At 54.6% G+C, this 19,247-nt stretch carries 20 protein-coding genes; 15 read left to right on the top strand and 5 right to left on the bottom strand.

Annotated elements, in window-relative coordinates:
- Positions 1 to 114 precede the first annotated feature (114 nt).
- The 5 genes from TREPR_RS13865 (at position 115) to TREPR_RS18510 (ending at position 2,925) form a co-directional block, all read left to right on the top strand.
- Positions 115 to 1,233, top strand: coding sequence for an aldo/keto reductase (locus TREPR_RS13865; protein ID WP_015708962.1), 1,119 nt, complete (start codon positions 115 to 117; stop codon positions 1,231 to 1,233).
- A 57-nt stretch (positions 1,234 to 1,290) separates the two neighbouring features.
- Positions 1,291 to 1,563 (top strand): hypothetical protein, encoded by a 273-nt coding sequence (locus TREPR_RS13860; protein ID WP_015708961.1) that lies wholly within the window; start codon positions 1,291 to 1,293, stop codon positions 1,561 to 1,563.
- Positions 1,560 to 1,961 carry a PIN domain-containing protein gene (locus TREPR_RS13855; protein ID WP_041611213.1) on the top strand — a complete coding sequence of 134 codons (402 nt, stop codon included), beginning with the start codon at positions 1,560 to 1,562 and terminating at the stop codon, positions 1,959 to 1,961. Before TREPR_RS13860 ends, TREPR_RS13855 begins: the two co-directional genes overlap by 4 nt.
- A 515-nt stretch (positions 1,962 to 2,476) precedes the next feature.
- Positions 2,477 to 2,695 (top strand): hypothetical protein, encoded by a 219-nt coding sequence (locus TREPR_RS13850; RefSeq protein WP_015708959.1) that lies wholly within the window; start codon positions 2,477 to 2,479, stop codon positions 2,693 to 2,695.
- Complete coding sequence (locus TREPR_RS18510) at positions 2,668 to 2,925, top strand: hypothetical protein (protein WP_015708958.1); 258 nt, start codon at positions 2,668 to 2,670, stop codon at positions 2,923 to 2,925. The genes TREPR_RS13850 and TREPR_RS18510 overlap by 28 nt, the downstream gene beginning before the upstream one ends.
- Before the next feature lie 251 nt (positions 2,926 to 3,176).
- Here the strand turns inward: TREPR_RS18510 and TREPR_RS13845 are convergent, their stop codons facing one another.
- From TREPR_RS13845 to TREPR_RS13835, 3 genes are read right to left on the bottom strand one after another with little or no spacing between them, the layout of a single operon-like run.
- A complete protein-coding gene (locus tag TREPR_RS13845; RefSeq protein WP_015708957.1) occupies positions 3,177 to 3,734 on the bottom strand; it encodes a pyruvate kinase alpha/beta domain-containing protein in 558 nt (185 codons plus the stop codon).
- Positions 3,735 to 3,783: 49 nt separating this feature from the next.
- Positions 3,784 to 5,625 (bottom strand): glutamine--fructose-6-phosphate transaminase (isomerizing), encoded by a 1,842-nt coding sequence (gene glmS / locus TREPR_RS13840; RefSeq protein WP_015708956.1) that lies wholly within the window; start codon positions 5,623 to 5,625, stop codon positions 3,784 to 3,786.
- A 9-nt stretch (positions 5,626 to 5,634) separates the two neighbouring features.
- Entirely contained in the window at positions 5,635 to 5,979 is a 345-nt protein-coding gene (locus TREPR_RS13835) for a cupin domain-containing protein (RefSeq protein WP_015708955.1), read from the bottom strand.
- A gap of 87 nt (positions 5,980 to 6,066) precedes the next feature.
- Between TREPR_RS13835 and TREPR_RS13830 the strand changes: the two genes are divergently transcribed.
- From TREPR_RS13830 to TREPR_RS13785, 10 genes are all read left to right on the top strand, one after another.
- Entirely contained in the window at positions 6,067 to 7,086 is a 1,020-nt protein-coding gene (locus TREPR_RS13830; RefSeq protein WP_015708954.1) for a mechanosensitive ion channel family protein, read from the top strand.
- 2 nt (positions 7,087 to 7,088) lie between these two features.
- On the top strand, positions 7,089 to 7,652 hold the full coding sequence (locus TREPR_RS13825; protein WP_015708953.1) for a flagellar basal body-associated FliL family protein: 564 nt from the start codon (positions 7,089 to 7,091) through the stop codon (positions 7,650 to 7,652).
- 131 nt (positions 7,653 to 7,783) lie between these two features.
- A complete protein-coding gene (locus TREPR_RS13820; protein WP_015708952.1) occupies positions 7,784 to 9,928 on the top strand; it encodes an autotransporter outer membrane beta-barrel domain-containing protein in 2,145 nt (714 codons plus the stop codon).
- A 352-nt stretch (positions 9,929 to 10,280) separates the two neighbouring features.
- A complete protein-coding gene (locus tag TREPR_RS13815; RefSeq protein ID WP_015708951.1) occupies positions 10,281 to 11,984 on the top strand; it encodes a GH3 auxin-responsive promoter family protein in 1,704 nt (567 codons plus the stop codon).
- 135 nt (positions 11,985 to 12,119) lie between these two features.
- Positions 12,120 to 13,265, top strand: coding sequence for an ABC transporter substrate-binding protein (locus TREPR_RS13810; protein WP_041611212.1), 1,146 nt, complete (start codon positions 12,120 to 12,122; stop codon positions 13,263 to 13,265).
- Positions 13,266 to 13,285: 20 nt separating this feature from the next.
- Complete coding sequence (locus TREPR_RS13805; protein WP_015708949.1) at positions 13,286 to 14,185, top strand: branched-chain amino acid ABC transporter permease; 900 nt, start codon at positions 13,286 to 13,288, stop codon at positions 14,183 to 14,185.
- A gap of 1 nt (position 14,186) precedes the next feature.
- Complete coding sequence (locus TREPR_RS13800) at positions 14,187 to 15,182, top strand: branched-chain amino acid ABC transporter permease (RefSeq protein ID WP_015708948.1); 996 nt, start codon at positions 14,187 to 14,189, stop codon at positions 15,180 to 15,182.
- Positions 15,172 to 15,978, top strand: a complete 807-nt coding sequence (locus TREPR_RS13795) for an ABC transporter ATP-binding protein (RefSeq protein WP_015708947.1) — start codon at positions 15,172 to 15,174, stop codon at positions 15,976 to 15,978. The genes TREPR_RS13800 and TREPR_RS13795 overlap by 11 nt, the downstream gene beginning before the upstream one ends.
- A complete protein-coding gene (locus TREPR_RS13790) occupies positions 15,971 to 16,675 on the top strand; it encodes an ABC transporter ATP-binding protein (RefSeq protein ID WP_015708946.1) in 705 nt (234 codons plus the stop codon). Before TREPR_RS13795 ends, TREPR_RS13790 begins: the two co-directional genes overlap by 8 nt.
- 1 nt (position 16,676) lies before the next feature.
- Positions 16,677 to 17,321 (top strand): CBS domain-containing protein, encoded by a 645-nt coding sequence (locus TREPR_RS13785; protein ID WP_015708945.1) that lies wholly within the window; start codon positions 16,677 to 16,679, stop codon positions 17,319 to 17,321.
- A gap of 47 nt (positions 17,322 to 17,368) precedes the next feature.
- On the opposite strand, the gene TREPR_RS13780 is transcribed toward TREPR_RS13785, so the two are convergent.
- Together TREPR_RS13780 and TREPR_RS13775 are read right to left on the bottom strand one after the other, a co-directional pair.
- Positions 17,369 to 18,214 carry an ABC transporter ATP-binding protein gene (locus TREPR_RS13780; protein WP_015708944.1) on the bottom strand — a complete coding sequence of 282 codons (846 nt, stop codon included), beginning with the start codon at positions 18,212 to 18,214 and terminating at the stop codon, positions 17,369 to 17,371.
- Entirely contained in the window at positions 18,208 to 19,242 is a 1,035-nt protein-coding gene (locus TREPR_RS13775) for a FecCD family ABC transporter permease (protein WP_015708943.1), read from the bottom strand. The genes TREPR_RS13780 and TREPR_RS13775 overlap by 7 nt, the downstream gene beginning before the upstream one ends.
- Positions 19,243 to 19,247 lie beyond the last annotated feature (5 nt).

Raw genomic sequence — 19,247 nt, 5'->3', positions numbered from 1 at the left:
ATGGCTGATGGAAAACGATATTTTTGCCCCCTCTTTGTCCGTGTGCTCTGTGCTTATGTTTTACATTGACAATGCCGCTAACATGGTATAACTTTCATATTTTGGAGGGCATGTATGGGATATTTAGGTGAAGACATTCCGAAACTCGGGTTTGGGTTTATGCGGCTTCCCATGATTGGGGATGAAATTGACATTGAACAGACAAAGGAAATGGTCGATCTGTTTATGGCAAAGGGTTTCAGTTATTTTGATTCCTCCTGGGGCTATGGCGGCGGCAAATCAGAAGAGGCAATGAAGGCTGCCATTGTTGACCGGTATCCCCGTGAAAGTTTTCAAATTGCCACTAAATGCCCCGTCTGGACTGTCAAAACCGCAGAAGAGGCCAGGGATATGATACACACTTCATTGAAGCGTACCGGCGCAGGTTATATCGATTTCTATCTGCTTCACAATCTGGGAGACAGCCGCACCCAACGTTTCGATGATTTCAAGATGTGGGATTATGTCCGTGAACTTAAAGAAAAAGGCCTGGTGAAGCATATCGGCTTTTCAATTCATGACAAGGCGGACGCGCTGGACAAGGTTTTGACCGAACACCCGGAGGCGGAGTTTGTCCAATTTCAACTGAATTACGACGACTGGGAGAGCCCCACCATTCAATCCCGGAAATGCTATGAAGTGGCCCTGAAGCACCATAAACCTGTGATCGTCATGGAACCGGTTAAAGGCGGTATGCTGGCGAAGCTCATGGAAAACGTGCAAAAAATATTTACCGATGCTAACCCGGATGTTTCCCCCGCATCATGGGCTATCCGTTTTGCAGCCTCCCTGGACAACATTGTTACGGTGCTGAGCGGCATGTCCACCATAGATCAGGTACGGGACAACGTATCCTTTATGGAAAAGTTCAAGCCCCTTAACCAGGCGGAACACGCCGTTATTGACAAGGTCCGTGCTGCGCTGGATGCAATTCCCCATATTCCCTGTACGGCCTGTGAATATTGTGTAGAGGGCTGCCCGCAGAATATACCCATTCCCAATGTTTTTGCGGCCTATAATCGCAAGATGACTCACAACGATTTAGGAAGCGCCAAGGGCCGCTATGGCCTGGCAACCACGGCGCGGGGCAAAGCGTCGGACTGCGTTGCCTGCGGAAACTGTGAGCAGGTCTGTCCCCAGCACATCGGGATTGTCGAAAACATGAAGACCATTGCCCGGGAACTGGAAGCGTAAAAAGAAACTTGTACGGAAGGCGAAAAAACCGTATACTGGTTACAGGAGGGACGGAATATGCTGGCTGTTAAAGGATATTTTAAGGACAAGACTTTTTATAGTGAAAATGATATTGCCATCCCCGATGGCCAGCCTGTCATCGTAACTATTCTAGATTTCCCCATGCCTCCGCAGGAAGCGCAGTCCGCTGTTTCGGAATCTGAGCGGCAAAGAAAGCTCTTTCGGGAAGCCTTTGACGCCATCCAAGCGGTGGAAGGCGAGGAACTGGGCGAGGAGTTTGACAAAGTGCTTGCTCAGGGCCTCACCTTTCGGGACATAGACTTCTCGTGACCTACGCCTTGGACAGCAATAGCATCTCTTACTGGCTCAACAACCGCTACAACCTGGAAAAAAAGCTGGAACGGGAATTTGATCGCGAAAATACGGTCGTCATTCCCCCTATTACGTATTATGAAATTATCCGCGGCCTATACGCCGTTAACTCGAAAAACAAGCTGCCCCATTTTGAATCGCTGTGCGTCCGGCTTGCGCGAGGCGACATGATGAAGGCCGATTGGGTACGGACTGCCAAACTCTACGTCCAATGCCGGAGAAGCGGGCAGACCATGGCGGAATCGGACCTCTTGCAAGCCGGGTTCTGTCTCCAGCATGGGTATACACTGGTGACCCACAACACCAGGCATTTTGATCATATCCCCGATTTGCCCCTGGAAGACTGGGTTCAATAGCCATTTGGAAGCCTGAGTGTATCGGTTTACGAATATGAGTATGAATCGCTTGGAAACGGGCGGTGGCCCAGCGTTGCCGGCAGCTTCCGGAGCCGCCATCCCCCGTATATAGCGCAGGCAATTTAGCATACATACAATATATAGCGTCTTCTTTGGTAAATGGCCTGTTTGCGCTGAAAGGTGACTTACCGTATACAAAATGCCGCGCAGATTACTTGCAATCCAAGCTGGATTACAAGTAATCCAAGTCATATTCCCAATCGCCAAACCGCATTTTTTGAAGCGTGCCGTGGCTTTTTTGGAATTCAGTCTGAATTCCAAATCATATACCCTATTTTACCCGCAAAAGGAGGCGTAAAACATGGCAGATTACATTCCTATCAAAGATGAGGCGTTTCTGGTCTGGGCAAAAAACTTCTATTACGCCCATATATCATATAGCATAGCCGTTGCCCTGAGCTATTACAGCTGTATGGAACATCCCAAGCCCGCAAGTCTCGCTGGGGCCGCTTCTGATGCCCTACGAGATCGCTTTGGATACGGCATTAAACCCCAATCATGGCAAGCCCCAGGGTGTTCACGGTATCGAAGTTAAGTGGGCCATTTTGGATGCACTCCCTGCGGACATTTCGCTTTTAACCAATTCGTCTTTTGATACTAAATCGCCGCTGGACATCGACTTTGAGGAACTCGACCGGGGGGAAAAGTGTTTTTCTGCGGACGCTGGGAAATAGAGCGGGAAGGGGAAAAAAGGCCCTTCGGCGATATTGGGGAAGCAATCATTCCGTTTGTTCGAGATGAAAAACCACTTGATATTGGCAATCCAATGGTTATAGGAGTTGCGCTAGGCGGCTTGGTAAGTGAACTAATTAGCTTATTTATAATATTACCATCAGAATATAAAAGTTTATTTAATGGTGTTAATTTATTTAACAGGCATAAAATAGAAGAATATAATAAATAAAAAAACTCGTCCAAACATCCGTGTTAAGGCAATGGTATGGCGGGGGGCGTTACACTACTACTATTTTTTTACAGAATAGCCGCATTGAACAGCGGCCCCCACACCCCTGCCATGGAGCGCCGCCAATGCGGTTTCGGCGGCGCCTTTGGCGCTAGTGAACAAAATAATTTTAAAATGATACAAAAAGTTATAAGGCATTGTCCATGGTGCCGGTCACCTTTTATGTCCGAAGTGGGTCATACTTTATTTTACTAACGGGGCTTGCAGAGAATTTCGTGTATCCTGGTTTCAAAGATGGCGCTGGCATGGCCGGGGGTCAGCAGCGCTGCGGTGTCGGCGCCGCCGCCGGTTCCGCCAATGCCAATGACCGGTTTCCCGTGGGGGATAAGCCCGCCGTCCAGGGCCATCACGGAAATCTCCACCGCCACCTTTACCCCGGAGCCCAGCATACGCAGGCTGTGGGCGATGATCTCCACCGGGTAGGCGCCGTGGAAGGTGCGGCTTATGGCCCGCTCCGCCCCGCTTAAGACATGGCTTCCGGTGTACACTTGCACACCCTGTTCCACAAGCCGTTGCCGGTTTTCGTCGGAAAGCTCGTTGACCCCGTTTTCTCTAAAGCCGTTGACATGGCTGACGCAGATTATCCGGCCGTCATATCCCGCTTTGCGGGCTTCCGCAGCCAAAGCCTCCGCCGTTTTTCCCGTGTTGGACGCAATAATGATGTGGGACACCTTCCGTTCCTTCGCTTCCCGCACCGCAATGGCCACCGTTTCTCCGGTATTGGCCGGGCCTGTCGAATCGAAATACATACGAACCTCCTATGCTCATCAATTCAAAGATCGCAAGTACTTTTCTCCGCTATTCCACGGTCACCGACTTCGCCAGGTTCCGGGGCTTATCCGGGTCAAGTCCCCGGAGCACCGAGCAGTAATACGCGTAGAGCTGGCAGGGGATGATCGACAGTATTGGTGAAAGGCTGTCCAGGGTCCGGGGTATGCGGAACACCTGGTCTGCGGTTTTGTCAAAGTAATCCACATCCTCGTAGGTGATCACCGCAGTGGCGGCGCGCCGGGCCTTTACTTCCTTTATATTGGAATCCATTTTGTCAAAGAGGGCGGTCTGGGTGCAAAGCGCCGTTACCAGGGTTGTTTCGTCCACCAGGGCAATGGGGCCGTGCTTCAGTTCCCCTGCGGCAAAGGCTTCCGAGTGGGTGTAGCTGATCTCCTTGAGCTTCAAGGCGCTTTCCAGGCTTACCGCATAGTCAAAGAGCCGGCCCATGTAGAACACTTTTGCTTTGTTGAACTGCTGGGAGGCAAAGCGCTGGATATTTTCCTTTCCTGCGAGTATCTGTTCCGCCTGTTCGGGCAGTTTTTCTAATGCTTCAATACAGGAGGCTAGCTCGGTATCGCTGACGGTTTCCCGGAGCCGCCCTAGCTGGAGGGCGATGAGGTAGATGCACATGAGCTGGGTGGTGAAGGCCTTGGTGGAGGCCACGGCGATTTCCGGGCCTGCCCAGGTGTACATGACCAGATCCGCTTCCCGGGCCAGGGTGGATCCCACGGCGTTGGTTATGGCGATGATCCGGTTGCCGTTTTTTTTGGCCATCCGCATGGCGGCCAGGGTGTCCGCAGTTTCTCCGGACTGGCTGATGATGAGGAAGATGTCCCGGGGGTTGAAAATGGGGTTCCGGTAGCGGTACTCCGAGGCGATGTCCGCCTCTGTAGGAATTCGGGCAAAGCGTTCAAAGGCGTACTTGCCGATAACCCCGGCGTGCCAGGCGGTGCCGCAGGCGGCAATGACCACCCGGTTCGCGTTTGCCCAGGACTGGTCAAAGCCTATTTCTTCCAGGTTGATGGTTTTGGTTGCGTAGGTTTTGATTCGGGCCCGAAGAGTGTCGGTCAGGGCCTTGGGCTGCTCGTGGATCTCCTTGAGCATGAAGTGTTCGTAGCCGCCCTTCTCAGCGGCGGCGGCGTCCCACTCCACATGGGAGCTCTGCTTTTCCCGGCGCTCCCCTTCGGCATTGAAAAATTCGATCCGGTCCCGGTAGAGCACGGCGATTTCCCGGTCCTCCAGGTAGTAGACTTCCCGGGTGTATTCCAGCAGGGCCGGCACATCCGAGGCGATGAGGTTTTCCCCCTTGCCCGCTCCGGCAACCAGGGGGCACTCTTTGCGGACCGCGATGATCCGGTCCGGCTCGTCTTCGCAGGCTATGCCCAGGGCGTAGGAACCCTCAAGCCGTTTCAAGGCTTCAATCACCGCTTTCAGCAGGTCCCCGTGATAATAAAAGTTCAGCAGGTGGGCAATAACCTCGGTGTCGGTTTCGCTGCGGAAGTTGGCCCCGTGGCTGATGAGCCATTCCTTGAGTTTGGCGTGGTTTTCGATGATCCCGTTGTGGACCACGGCGATTTTGCCGGATACATCAGTATGGGGGTGGGCGTTGATGTCCGAAGGCTCCCCATGGGTTGCCCAGCGGGTGTGGCCTATGCCCAGGGTCCCGTTCAGGGCGCCTTCTTTCAGTTCCCCAGCTATCTTCTCTTCCAGGAATTTCAGGGCCCCTTTGGACTTCCGTATGGCAAGCCCGGATTTGCCCAACACGGCGATCCCCGCCGAATCATAGCCCCGGTATTCCAGTCGCTTGAGGCCGCTGATAAGGACCGGGGCCGCTTCCTCATCCCCCACATACCCGACAATGCCGCACATGCCGCTATCCTAGTGGGTGACGATGATGGCGCTGAAAACCAGGGGCACGGACCCGGTGTTTTTCACACTATGGGCGCCGCCGTCGCCGATGATCATCACATCCCCGGGGTTTACGGGCTTTTCCGTACCGTTGTCGTCGGCGATTCCCGTGCCGGATATAAAAATGAAGTATTCGGTTTCATTTTCGTGTTTATGCCGGCCTATGGAGGCGCCCGGGGGCAGGCTCAGTTCCGCCAGCATCCGGGCGTTCTTTTCCGTGTCATTCGGCGCATAGTAGGTGAAATTAACCACCCCTTCGCCGCCCCGCATTTTTTCCTTTATTTCAGTCTTCATATCTGCCCGTTTAGTTATCATGGTAATGCTCCTTGATTGATGGTATTATTAATATAGTATAATAAGTTTAATAGTATAAGTCTTAAATGAATAGATGCCGGGGAATTTATGCAGGATCTCTTGAACTATGTTTTGTTAGGCCAGCGGGTGGAACAGTGGTTCCGGGCGGCGGCTTTTATTGCCGGGGGCTTTATTGCGGGGAAACTCTGTTCCTGGATTTTGGCTCTTGTCCTGAAACATGGGGCCTCTAAAACCAAATCCAAGCTGGACGATATTGTGATAGCCGGGCTCAGGCTGCCCCTGGTGCTCCTGATTACCCTGGGGGGCATTGGCCTGGGCTTGTACCAGCTGGTACTTTCCCCGCCGGCGGCGCTCTGGGCCGACCGCATCCTGTCCATCGCCCTGATCCTGATCCTTGCGGTGGGGCTGAACCGGATCATCGGCGCCCTGATACTCCACTATGTGCCTTCCAAGGGACGGGCCCTGATCAAGGGGGAGGCGGCGCTCCAGCCGGTGCTGCGGAATTTTTTTGAAACCATTGTCTGGATCTTTGCAGGGGTCCTGATTTTGCGGAAACTGGGCTACAATATCAGTGCCCTTCTGGCCGGGCTTGGCCTGGGAGGCGCGGCCCTGGCCCTAGCTTCCAAGGATACCCTGTCCAACGTGTTCGGTTCCATCACGGTCCTGGTGGACAAACCCTTCCATATCAATGACCGGATCAAAATAGGGAGCTACGATGGGGTTATTACCGAAATAGGGATACGGACTTCCCGGCTCCGGACCCTGGAAAACCGCATTGTGGTGATCCCCAACAGCCTTTTTGCGGCGACCCCCATCGAAAATGTCAGTTCCGCCCCCCACAGCAAGGTCAGCCAGACCATACAGGTCAAGGGGGATAACAGCAGCGAAAAAATCGAGGAAGGGCTGGCCCTTTTGCGGGAGCTTCACAAAGCGGTTCCCGGCCTGGAGGGCCCCCCGGTGGCGGCCCTGGTTTCCGTGGGCGGCCTGTTCTGCCAGATCAGCCTGATCTACAATATTGCCAAAAATGCCGATTACTGGGCCACCATTAACGGGGTGAACCTGGAGACCCTGCGGCGTTTTGAGGGGGCAGGCATCCGCCTGATGTAAGTATGTCCCGCAGAGAATACCGCCCGACCCGGGCCAAGCCCGCCGCTAAAAAGGTGCCTGGCACCTATACGTCTTCCTCCCGGTCAAAAAGTCCCCGGGCAGCCCTGGGTGTGTATCGCACCCTCATGGCTCTGGTCCTGCTTTTGATCCTGGTCATCCTGGGTGGGACCCTCTACGCCCTGGTACTGCGGCCCAAACCCGCTGCCTCCGGTTCTTCGCACTCCGGGGCCTCTTCTGCTCCCGCCAACGGTCTGGCCGGAAGTTCCGAAGCATCCATGTTCACCGCCCTGGGCCGCCTCCGCTGCCCCGCCGCCGGGGGCGCCGTGATCCTCCAGGCGGTTTTCCCCTACTACCCCGGGGACCGCCCCTTTTCCGAGGAGCTGGTTTCCCGGATCCGGGAGTTCCGGAACCTCACCCTGGACTATTTCGCAGCCCTCTCCGCAGAAGAACTGTACCGCATACCCGAATCCGCCGTGAAAGCGGAACTCCTGTCCCGGTACAACGCACTACTCCGGCTGGGGCAGATCGAGACTTTGTACTTCAATGAGTTTTTGATTATTGAATAGACGGCGCCATACACCCCGTTGTAGCTTTTTAATAAAAAGTGATATAATCCAGTTCACAACATTTTCTCGCTTCCCTCTGTTACCGGCAGGCGTTGCCCTGTTTTAATATCCTTTTTTAAGGAGGCTTTTTAATGAAAAAGTTTCAATTTTCAGGAAGATTGGCCAAATCTACAATGCTGGCAGCGCTGGCAGTAACTTTGTTTTTTACCGGATGTCCTATGGAGCCTAAAGAGGATCCCTATACGAGCACTGATATAAGCTATACCGCCGTCCAGGTCGGCGGAACGGCGGGAACCACAGATTCTACCGGCATTATATTAATCTTTAGCGCGGCAGTTACCGATCTGACGGCGGGTGACATAACGATTGTCAGCGGAACCGGCGCGGCGACAAAGGGAACACTTACCGGCAACGGCACAACGTGGGCAATCGCGTTATCGGCGGTCACTACCGAAGGTAATGTAACGGTTTTCATAGCCAAGCTCGGTATAGAAGCCACCGCAAAGCCCGTAGCCGTGTATAAAGCGGACGAAGTTGCTGACATTACTTATACCGCCGTCCAGACTGGCGGGGTATCGGGAACCACAGATTCTACCGGCATTACCCTGACCTTTGACGCAGCGGTTACCGATCTGACGGCGGATGACATAACGATTACCAACGGAACCGGCGCGGCAACAAAGGGAGCGCTCACCGGCAACGACACAACGTGGACCATTGCGTTATCGGCGGTACCAACGCCGGGGACGGTGAATGTTTCGATAACCAAGCCCGGTATAGAAATCACCGCAAAGCCCGTAGCCGTGTATAAAGCGGGCGAAGTTGCTGACATTACTTATACCGCCGTCCAGGCTGGCGGGGCACCGGGAACCACGACTTCTACCGGCATTACGCTAACCTTTGTCGAAGCGCTTACCAGCCTGACGGCGGGTGACATAACGATTGCCAACGGAACCGGCGCGGCAACAAAGGGAACCCTCACCGGCGGCGGCACAACGTGGACAATCCCGTTAACGGCGGTTGCCGAAGGCAATGTAACGGTTTTTATAAACAAGGCCGGCATAGAAACCGCAGCAAAGACCGTAGCTGTGTATAAAGCCGACATAAGCTATACCGCCGCCCAGGTCGGCGGAACAGCGGGAACCACAGATTCTACCGGCATTATATTAACCTTTAACGAAACGGTTACCGGCCTGACGGAGGGTAACATAACGATTGCCGGCGGAACCGGCGCGGCAACAAAGGGAGCGCTCACCGGCAGCGGCACAACGTGGACAATCGCGTTAACAGCGGTAACAACGCCGGGGACGGTGACCGTTTCCATAACCAAGGCCGGTATAGAAACCGCAGCAAAGACCGTAGCTGTGTATAAAACCGCTGGTAGCGAAAATAGAAACAAATTAACCATTACCGGGATTAGTGGTATTTCGGGTCCGGTTTTTGTTGTTCTGGTCGATGAACTAATAAAAGACCCAAATGTGATCGCGGGTGGCAGCGCATCAATTTCCGGCGGTACTGTTACTATTCCTCTGCAAACTATTAGTGGTGAAGAGCTTACAGGGGATTGGACGGGGACCGGTTCTTACTACATGTATCTTTGGAATTCTGTGGAACCAAGCGGACTTCACGATTATGTTACCCGCAACGGAAAAATAAATTTTTCCACAGAAACGATATCTGTAGCCTGGAGTAAGTTCGTTAAGCGGGTTAGTGACGAACAGCCTCCTACTGACGAAGATTCCTTTGTGGGGTATTGGCAGGGGAGTGGAGGAGGCGTATTAGAGATTACCGAAGACGGGAACTGGTACTATGGGGATGATGAAAGCGGTACTTATACTGTAACGGGGACTACTGCAACAGGGATCACCGCAACATTAAAAATGTTAGGATATCCCGTTGGAACCGCCACTATTTCAGGGAACAAATTGACGGCGCATTTCATTGGTGACATCACGGAGACTTTTACCAAGTCCACCAATCCTATTACCACCGATCCCACTCCCAGCAGCAATGCTTTTATTGGAGTTTGGAATGCTGTTCCCGGGTATACCGCTCCCAAGGGCGCTATAGCTACATTCACCGGAAGCGATTGGACTATTACTCTTGACGGTAATACATGGAGTGGTACCTATGAGTTGGACGACACTTATGGTATGGATCATGCATCATTGAAATCCGGAGGATCAAAAGTCGGATACGCCAACATTCTGCTTTCCTTGTTTATACAGTTTTCTGCTTCTGAATATTCAGACTTAAGCGGGGCCTACGCTAAATAAGGCGCCTGTTCTGCCCATAAAGCGTTACTTCATGGGCAGGCAAAACTGAGGGGGCGGTTCCAAATCATCTTTTTGGAACCGCCCCCTTTTTTTGGTAACAGGTATCCGGCGTCCCTTACCAAGCTTTTGCCTATGGATCATGACAGAGTATGGTCCCCTTTCCCGTGTCCTTCCCTCTGTGCATCTCTGCGGTTTATCTTCCTCTTCTGCGGGCTTAGTAACGCCTTGAATTATATCGTAAATTTTAGTATTTTAAAAGAGTAACTTTGACAAATTATATACATTTGTCAAAATAGGAAAGTGCCAAAAAACTAAATTTGATCAAGAAATTTATCATAATAGGGGAGAAATGATGAAAGAACCCAGGGTAAAGGGATGGTGGCTCATACGGCTTGCGCTGATCATAGTCGGCAGCAAGGGCCTGAAGGAGCTGACCAAGGCGTCCAAGGATGGAAAAAAAGCCCAGGATGGAACCCTGCGGCATATCCTCGATCTTTCCAAGGACACGGTCTACGGGAAGGAGCATCATTTTGATGAGATTTTGAAGGCGGATACGGCGGATGAGCTTTTTAAGCGCTACCAGAACTACGTCCCTGCTAATAACTACGAGGACCTTCAGCCCTATATCGAGCGGCACAAGCAGGGTGAAGCAGGGATACTGTTCCCCGGAAAGCCTAAACTCTACGCCACCACCAGCGGAACCACCAAGGAACCCAAGTGGATACCGGTTACCGAGACCTATTACCGGGAAGTGTACAAGGGGATGAACCAGCTCTGGTTCTACCTTATGATGCGGGAAAAGCCCCATGTTTGGTACGGCCCCTCAGCCTCCCTGGTGGGCAAGTCCATCGAAGGGGCTGCCCCGGATGGTACGGTCTACGGTTCCCTTTCGGGGATCATGCAGCGGGACATCCCAAAATTTATGCACGTCCTCCACACCGCCCCGGCGGAAGTCTTCCATATTGCGGACTACAAGGCCCGGTACTACGCCATCATGCGCATGGCCATTGGCCGGAACGTCCATTGCATCATCACCGCCAACCCCAGCACCCTGGTGGAAATGCAGACCAATGCCAACGAATTTTACGACGAATATGTAAAGGATGTAGAGCAGGGCACCCTAAGCCGGCTCTTTACCATCCCCGAAGAAATCCGCAGCGCCATTGAAGCAAAATTGACTCCCAACCCCGGCCGGGCGGCGGAACTCCGGGCCCTCAAGGCCAAGTACGGCAAGGTGCTGCCCAAGCACTACTGGCCGGAATTGCAAACCATCTGCGTCTGGTTCTGCGGCAACACCCAGGTCTATTTCAACAAGATCAAGGATTCCTTCCCCACAACAACGGTGTTCCACGAATTCAGTTATATGTCCACGGAATGCAAAGCCGGCCTGGTCCTCAAGTCCAATTCTCCGGACACGGTTGTGTTCGGCCACAAGATCTACTTTGAGTTCATCCACGAATCGGAGATGGACAATCCCAATCCCCGAATCTACCAAATCTACGAAGTGGAAAAGGGACAGCGTTACTGTATGCTGGTTACCACTTCTGCGGGGCTCTACCGGTATAACATGAACGATCTTTTGGAAATTACCGGGTATTACAATCAGTTCCCCACCCTGAAATTTATCCAGAAGCTGAACGGTACCATAAGCCTCACCGGTGAAAAGCTCCACGAGCGCCAGTTTATTGAAGCGGTCCGGGAAGCGGAGAAAAAAACCGGCCGCAAGACAGCCTTCTTTGTCGGCTTTGCGGATATTGACCAGTCAAATTACAAATTCTACTACGAATTTGCCGATCAGGGGATCTCAAAGAACGAAGCGGAACAGTTTACAAAGGAGATCGACGAAATCCTTAAAACTTTCAACATGGAGTACAAGGAAAAGCGGGCCAGTAACCGCCTGAAGGACCCGGAAACCCGGCTCTTGCAGCCGGAATCCTTTGAGCAGTTCAAGGCCTACTGCATCGATCAGGGCTACCGGGACGGCCAGTTCAAGGTGAACCTCCTCATGCAGGACGAAAAGCGGCACGGAGTGTTCAAGGAACTGGTTAAAGGTTAATGAAAAAAGGCGCCCCTCTCCGGGCGCTTTTTTTCAACGGGTTGCGGCGGTTTCTGTTGCCGGTATCTGCCCTAGACATCTTGCATAATTATGCAGTATTATAAACCATATTTTCACAAACTTATGGAGGAATGTATGAAAAAATTATGGGCGCTTCTTTTAGCCCTCTGCGCCGCTTCCCTGGCCTTTGCCGGAGGAAAGGCGGACGGCGGGGCAAGCGGGGACATTGTTATCGGTGGGATTTTCCCCCTCTCAGGGGGCGTTGCGGTATACGGGGTGGAAGCCCGGAAGGGTATTGAACTTGCCATCGCGGAGATCAACGCGGCGGGGGGCATAGGTGGAAAGAAGGTGGTCCTCGTTTCCGAGGATGATGAGGGTGACGCGGTAAAGTCCGTGAACGCCTTCAGGAAGCTCACTTCCCGGGATAAGGTGCAGATCGTTATCGGGTCCCTCACCTCAGGGTGTACCATTGCGATCAGCTCCCTGGCCCAGAACCAGAGTGTGGTGCTCATGGCCCCGGCGGCCTCCAACGAGGCGGTTACGGATGCGGGGAATTATGTGTTCCGGGCCTGTTTCATCGATCCCTTCCAGGGGACCGTGGGTGGCCTTTTCGCGGCTAATGAAATCAAGGCAAAACGGGCGGCGGTGCTCTATGATAACGGCAATGACTATTCCGTGGGGCTCCAGGAAAATTTTGCCAAGTCCTTTGCCGCTAACGGCGGCTCTGTGGTAGCCAGCGAAGTGTACAATGCCGGGGATGTGGACTTTAACGCCCAGCTGACCCGGATCAAGGCAGCCAACCCCGATGTGGTCTACCTTCCGGATTACTACAACACCGTGGCCCTAATTGCCAAGCAGCTCCGGGCCCAGGGGATCAACACCCCCATTATTGGCGCCGACGGCTGGGACGGGCTTCAGGAAAACGCCGGGGACGAGGTGCTGAACGGCTTCTTTACCAATAACTTTACTGCGGATTCCACTGCGCCTAAGGTGGTGAACTTTGTCAAAGCCTTCCAGGCGAAGTACAACAGTCTGCCCAATGCCTTTGCGGCCCTGGGCTATGATTCTGCATACCTGATCCGGGACGCCATCATCAGCGCCGGCTCCGCAGATGCAACTCCGGTCCGGGACGCCCTGGCAAAGACTAACAGCAGTTATGTTACCGGGAATATCACCTTTGATGCCAAGCGCAACCCCATTAAATCTGCGGTGGTGCTGGAACTGGTCAAAGGCAGTGACGGCAAACTTACCACGGCCTATAAGACCACGGTAAATCCCTAAACCGGCTTTTCAGGATTGTTGTGGAAACGGGCGTAATTTTTTTACAACAGCTTCTTAACGGTGTATCCCTGGGCAGTATCTATGCTTTGATAGCCCTGGGGTACACCATGGTCTACGGCATAGTGCTGCTCATCAACTTTGCCCATGGGGATATTCTCATGGTGGGGGCCTATGCGGGCTACTTTGTGCTGAGCAAATTCGGCGTAAGCCCCCTGACCCTGGCCGCAGCTTTTCTGTTCGCCATGACCCTCTGCGGATGCCTGGGGGTCTTTATTGAACGCTTTGCCTACCGCCCCCTGAGGGGGGCGCCCAGGCTCAACTCCCTGATAACCGCCATCGCGGTTTCCCTTATTTTACAGAACGGCGCCCGGGTGTTGCCCTTTATCGGGCCCAACCCCCGGCAGTTTCCCCAGCCGCCGGTGGTGAATATTTCCTTGGGGATTATTTCGATTTCCAATATCCAGATTATCGTGATTTTGTCTTCCGCAGCCCTGATGTTGGGGCTTAACTATATTGTCAACTATACTCGGCGGGGGAAGGCCATGCAGGCGGTTTCCTTTGACCTCCAGGCTTCCAGCCTCATGGGGATTCCGGTGAACGGCACCATTTCTTTCACCTTTGCCCTGGGGTCGGTGCTGGCCGCCGCCGGGGGCATACTCTTTGCCTGCGCCTACCCCCAGGTTTCCCCCACCATGGGGACCATGCCGGGGCTCAAGGCCTTTGTGGCGGCGGTCCTGGGGGGCATAGGCTCGGTGCCCGGGGCCATGCTGGGGGGCTTCATCCTGGGTATCGCAGAAACCATGACCAAGGGCTTCATCTCCTCCCAGTATGCGGACGCTATTTCCTTTTCGATACTTATCGTGATCCTCCTGGTTAAGCCTTCGGGGATACTGGGCAAAAAAGCCAGGGTGAAGGTGTAATATGAAAGAACGTACCAAAAACACCCTTATCCCGGGGATCTTTGCAGCAGCTTTAGTGTGCGTACCAACCCTGCTCATACGGATTAATCTCATCGACGCCTATACCGCACAAATACTCACCATGGGGGGTGTTAACGCCCTGCTGGCCATCAGCGTGAACACTATTACTGGTATCACAGGCCAGCTTTCCCTGGGCCAGGCGGGGTTCATGGTCATCGGGGCCTATTCCTGCATTGCCCTGACCCTGGACCTGCATATCCCCATGGGGCTCAGCGCCGTTTTGGCCGCCCTGATCACCGCTTTTTTCGGTCTGATCATCGGCTTTCCCACCCTGAAACTTACCGGGGACTACCTGGCCATCGTGACCCTGGGCTTCGGCGAGATTATCCGGGTCATTCTCACCAACATGCGTTCCCTCACCGGAGGCGCCAACGGCAGACGCTTTACCACCATCATGACCAGCCGGGGGGACCTGGCTTTCCTTGGGGTTACCGCAAGCCTGGCCCTGATCCTGATCCTACTGCAGAATTTTCTCCGGTCCAGCTACGGCAGGGTGATCATGGCGGTGCGGGAAGACGAGGTGGCCGCCAATTCCAACGGGGTCTCGGTGTTCCGCTACAAGATGGTAGGTTTTGTGATTGCCTCCTTTATCGCCGGCATCGGGGGCAGCCTCTACGCCATGGTGATAGGCTTTGTAAAGCCTGACGCCGCTTCCTTTAACCGCAGCATCGACTACCTGATCTTCGTGGTCCTGGGGGGCATGGGTTCCATGACCGGCTCGGTGATAGCCGCCTATATCCTCACCTACCTTCAGGAATTTCTCCGTTTCCTCCGGGACTACCGGCTCCTGATCTACCCCTTGATCCTGATCTTCGTCATGCTCTTCCGGCCCCAGGGCCTTCTGGGCATGAAGGAACTGTCCTTCGTCCGCCTGGTCAGCCGCTTCGCAGCATTCTTACGCGCTAAAATCGGTAAGGGGGGCGCCCATGCAAAGTGACCGGGACCTCTTGTTAAAAGTTTCGGACCTGTCCATCGTCTTCGGAGGGCTCCGGGCGGTAAGCGGCTTTTCCTGCGAACTCCACAAAGGTGAACTGACCGGTCTGATCGGGCCTAACGGCGCGGGGAAGACCACGGTGTTCAATATGCTGTCCGGGATCTATGCCCCCACAGAGGGGGAGATCGATTTCTGGGACCGCCAGGGCAAGGTCCATGTGATAGGAAAACTGAGCCCCGCCACTTTGAACCGCATCGGCATTGCCCGGACCTTTCAGAATATACGGCTGTTCAACAACATGACTGTGGAGGACAATGTGCGGATCGCCCTCCATTCATCCAGGGTGGAAAACCCCCTGGATGTTCTGTTCCGGCTCCCCCGGTTTTATCACGACGAGGAACAGATGCGGCAGCGGGCAGAAGAACTGCTCTCCCTGTTTAAGATCGATAACAAGAAGCACGAGCTGGCCCGGAACCTCCCCTACGGGGAACAGCGGAAGCTGGAAATCGCCCGGGCCCTGGCTGCCAACCCCATACTGCTTCTCCTGGACGAACCTGCTGCGGGGATGAACCCCCAGGAAACAGCGGAGCTGATGAAGCTGATTTCTTTTATACGCAAGGAATTTCACCTCACCATCCTGCTTATCGAACACGATATGCAACTGGTCATGGGTATCTGCGAGCGCATCGTGGTCCTGGACTACGGCCGGGTTATCGCCCAGGGGCTGCCGGATGAAATACGCCGGGACCCCGCAGTGATCAAAGCCTACCTGGGGGAGGACGCCCTTGCCGATGCTTAAGGTCACGGATCTGACGGTCCACTACGGTGCAATCCAGGCCCTGCGGGGCATTTCCTTTGAGGTGGACCAGGGGGAGATCATCACCCTGATAGGCTCCAACGGTGCGGGGAAAACCACCACCCTCCACGGCATTTCCAACATCATCAGAAAATCTGGGGGGGCCGTTTTTTTCGACGGCGCCGATATCAGCGGCCTGTCCCCGGATCGCATTGTTTCTGCGGGGCTCATCCAGGTCCCCGAAGGCCGGCGCATCTTTGCCAACCTTTCGGTGAAGGACAACCTGGAAATGGGGGCCTATACCCGCCGGGACCGGCCCGCCATCCGGGATGACATGGAAAACGTCTTTACCCTTTTTCCCCGGCTCAAGGAGCGGCTCCGCCAGGTGGCGGGCACCCTCTCAGGGGGCGAACAGCAGATGCTGGCCATGGGACGGGCCCTGATGTCCAAGCCCCGGCTTTTGCTCCTGGACGAACCCTCCATGGGCCTGGCCCCCATCCTGGTGGACGAAATTTTTTCGATTATCAAGCGCATTAATGAAACAGGAACAACGATACTGCTGGTGGAGCAGAACGCCTTTAAGGCCCTGGGCCTTGCTTCACGGGGCTATATTCTGGAAACCGGCCAGGTGATAAAAAGCGGCCCCGCAAAGGAACTGATGAAGGACGATGCGGTGAAGGCCGCGTATTTAGGAGGATAAGATGCTTATAAACCGTGTGATGACGAAAAACCCCATCTATGTGCACCCCGACATGTCGGTTACTGAGGTCCGTTCCCTGATGGAAAAGGAACAGATAGGTCACCTGCCGGTGCTGGATAAAAACAATAAGCTGGTGGGCATACTCACCAAAAAAGACATGCTCCAGGCGGGCCCCTCGGCGGCCACCAGCCTGGATATGTACGAGATCAGCTACCTCCTGTCCAAGCTCAGGGTGGAAAAGATCATGGTGAAGGATGTGATCACCGTGGACGAGAACGAGGTGGTGGAAGAAGTGGCCCGGATCATGGCGGACAAGGACATTGGCTGCATTCCTGTATTGAAAGGGGAGCTTCTGGTAGGCATCATCACCGAAACTGACCTCTTCCACGTCTTTGTCAAAGCCTTTGGCGCCCGGCACCCCGGTATCCGCATCACCATCAATGTGGCCGAAAAGCCTGGGCAGTTAGAAAAGCTCACCCACGCCATCACCGTCAAGGGCGGCAATATCATAGCCCTGGTTCCTTCGGACGGGGACGACCTGGACCACCGGCGGATCACCCTGAAAATTTCCGGCCTGAGCCGCGCGGATATTGAAGAGAGCGTCCATGCCCTGCCGGACGCGGTGCTGGAAGATATTCGCGGGTAGAACCGAATCGGCAAGCCTCCGTGTCCTCCATATCCTCTGCAGCTTGCCTAAACTGAATTGAACAGCGACCCCGGCATTACGGGCAAACAGCTGGGTATCCCCCGGCTGTCCCGGCGTATGGTTACCGGAACTCCGTAGAGCCGGGTGATGAGTTCCCCGGTCAAGACTTCTCCCGGCGCCCCCGACACAGCGATACTGTTGTTGTGCAGCGCCAGAACCTGGTCGGCGAACAGAAATGCGTGATCCGGGTTGTGGGTGCTGAGAATAATACTGTAGCCCTGGCGGCTCAATTCCTTAACTTGCAGAAGGACCCGGATCTGGTTGCCGTAGTCCAGGTTGGCCGTGGGTTCGTCCATCACCAGGAGACGGGCATCCTGGGCCAGAGCCCGGGCGATGAGGACTAGTTGCTGTTCGCCCCCGGAAAGCTGGCGGAATCCCCTGTCCCGGAATTTGCCCATGCCCAGCTGTTCCAGGGCAGCAGAAGCCACCTCCCGCTGCCGGGTATTCGGGATGGCCCATTCTTTGCCCTGGGCGGCGGTTCCCATGAGCACCATGTCCAGAGCGGAATAGTTGAAAGATGGGAAATGGATTTGGGGTACATAGGCAATACGTTTTGCCAGGGCGGCGGGGGTCAGGGTTTTTATGTTCTGGCCGTCCAGAAGCACCGTGCCTGAGTGGGTTTTCTCCAGCCCCAGGATGCAGCGGAACAGGGTACTTTTCCCCGCGCCGTTGGGCCCCAGCAGACCCAGGAGTACCCCGCTTCTCATGGTAAAACCAATATCCTTCAGCACCGGATTGTTTCCGTAGGAAAAACTCAAGTCCCGTACTTCCAGGGCCGGTTTTAGGTCGGGAGATTCCCGGGGCGCTTCCTGGGGAACCTTTAAGTTTACCATAAATCCCCCTTCCTGGTGATGAGCCAGAGGAAGAATGGCGCCCCTACCAGGGATGTGAGTATCCCCAGGGGGACCTCGGTGGCAAAGAGGTTGCGGGAGATATTGTCGATCACCAGGAGGAAGAGGGCCCCGAAGAGCATAGTTGCGGGCATGAGCTTTTGGTAATCGTTGCCCACGAAACGCCGGGTCAGGTGGGGGATCACCAGCCCGGCCCAGCCTATGATGCCACTCACGGAAACTGCCGCAGCAGTAATCAGGGTGGAGCACACAATTACTAATGCCCGGGTGCGTTTGACATTGACCCCCATGGACTGGGCTTCATCTTCGCTCAGGGTGAGGAGGTTGATCCTCCAGCGGAAAATAAACAGGGGGACCAGCCCCAGAGTCATGGGGATGAACACAAAAGCTACATCCGCAGGCTTTGTTTTAGCCAGGGAGCCCATGAGCCAGTAGACGATCTCGGGCAGCACATTGTTGGGGTCCGCCATGAGCTTCATGAAGGATATGGCGGCGCTGTTCAGGGATGATATCATCAAGCCCGCAAGGATAAGCCCCACAATGTTTCTGCCCCGGGTCTGGTTCCCGATGAACATTACCAGGGCTATGGTAATAATGCTGGCAAAAAAGGCAAAAATCGTGATCATGGGGCCCGGGAGCCGCATCAGTATCGCCAGGGTTGCCCCGGTGGCGGCCCCGCTTGAGGCCCCCAGTATGTCCGGGGCAGCCAAGGGATTCTGAAACACCCCCTGGTAGCTGGCCCCCGCCGCCGCCAGGGAGCACCCAACCAGGCAGGCCAGGATGATCCGGGGAAGCCGCACATTGAAGAAGATCGCTTCCATCTGGGGTGTGGCAAAGGTGCCTCCCAGGAGCCGAGTGATCAGGGCGCCCAGGGGTATGGGGTAGCGGCCCAGGGACAGGGACACCAGCACTGCCGCGACCAGGAGCAAGCCCAGGATGGCGGCGGCAGGAAATCTCCGGCTCAGGCCGGCGCCGGAAGCACCAAGTTTACCGGAGGAGGAATCCGCCATAAAGG

Source organism: Treponema primitia ZAS-2, from assembly GCF_000214375.1.
Lineage (GTDB): Bacteria > Spirochaetota > Spirochaetia > Treponematales > Breznakiellaceae > Termitinema > Termitinema primitia.
Note: the sequence above shows the minus strand (reverse complement) of the source record. Positions and strands in the feature narration are given on the sequence as shown.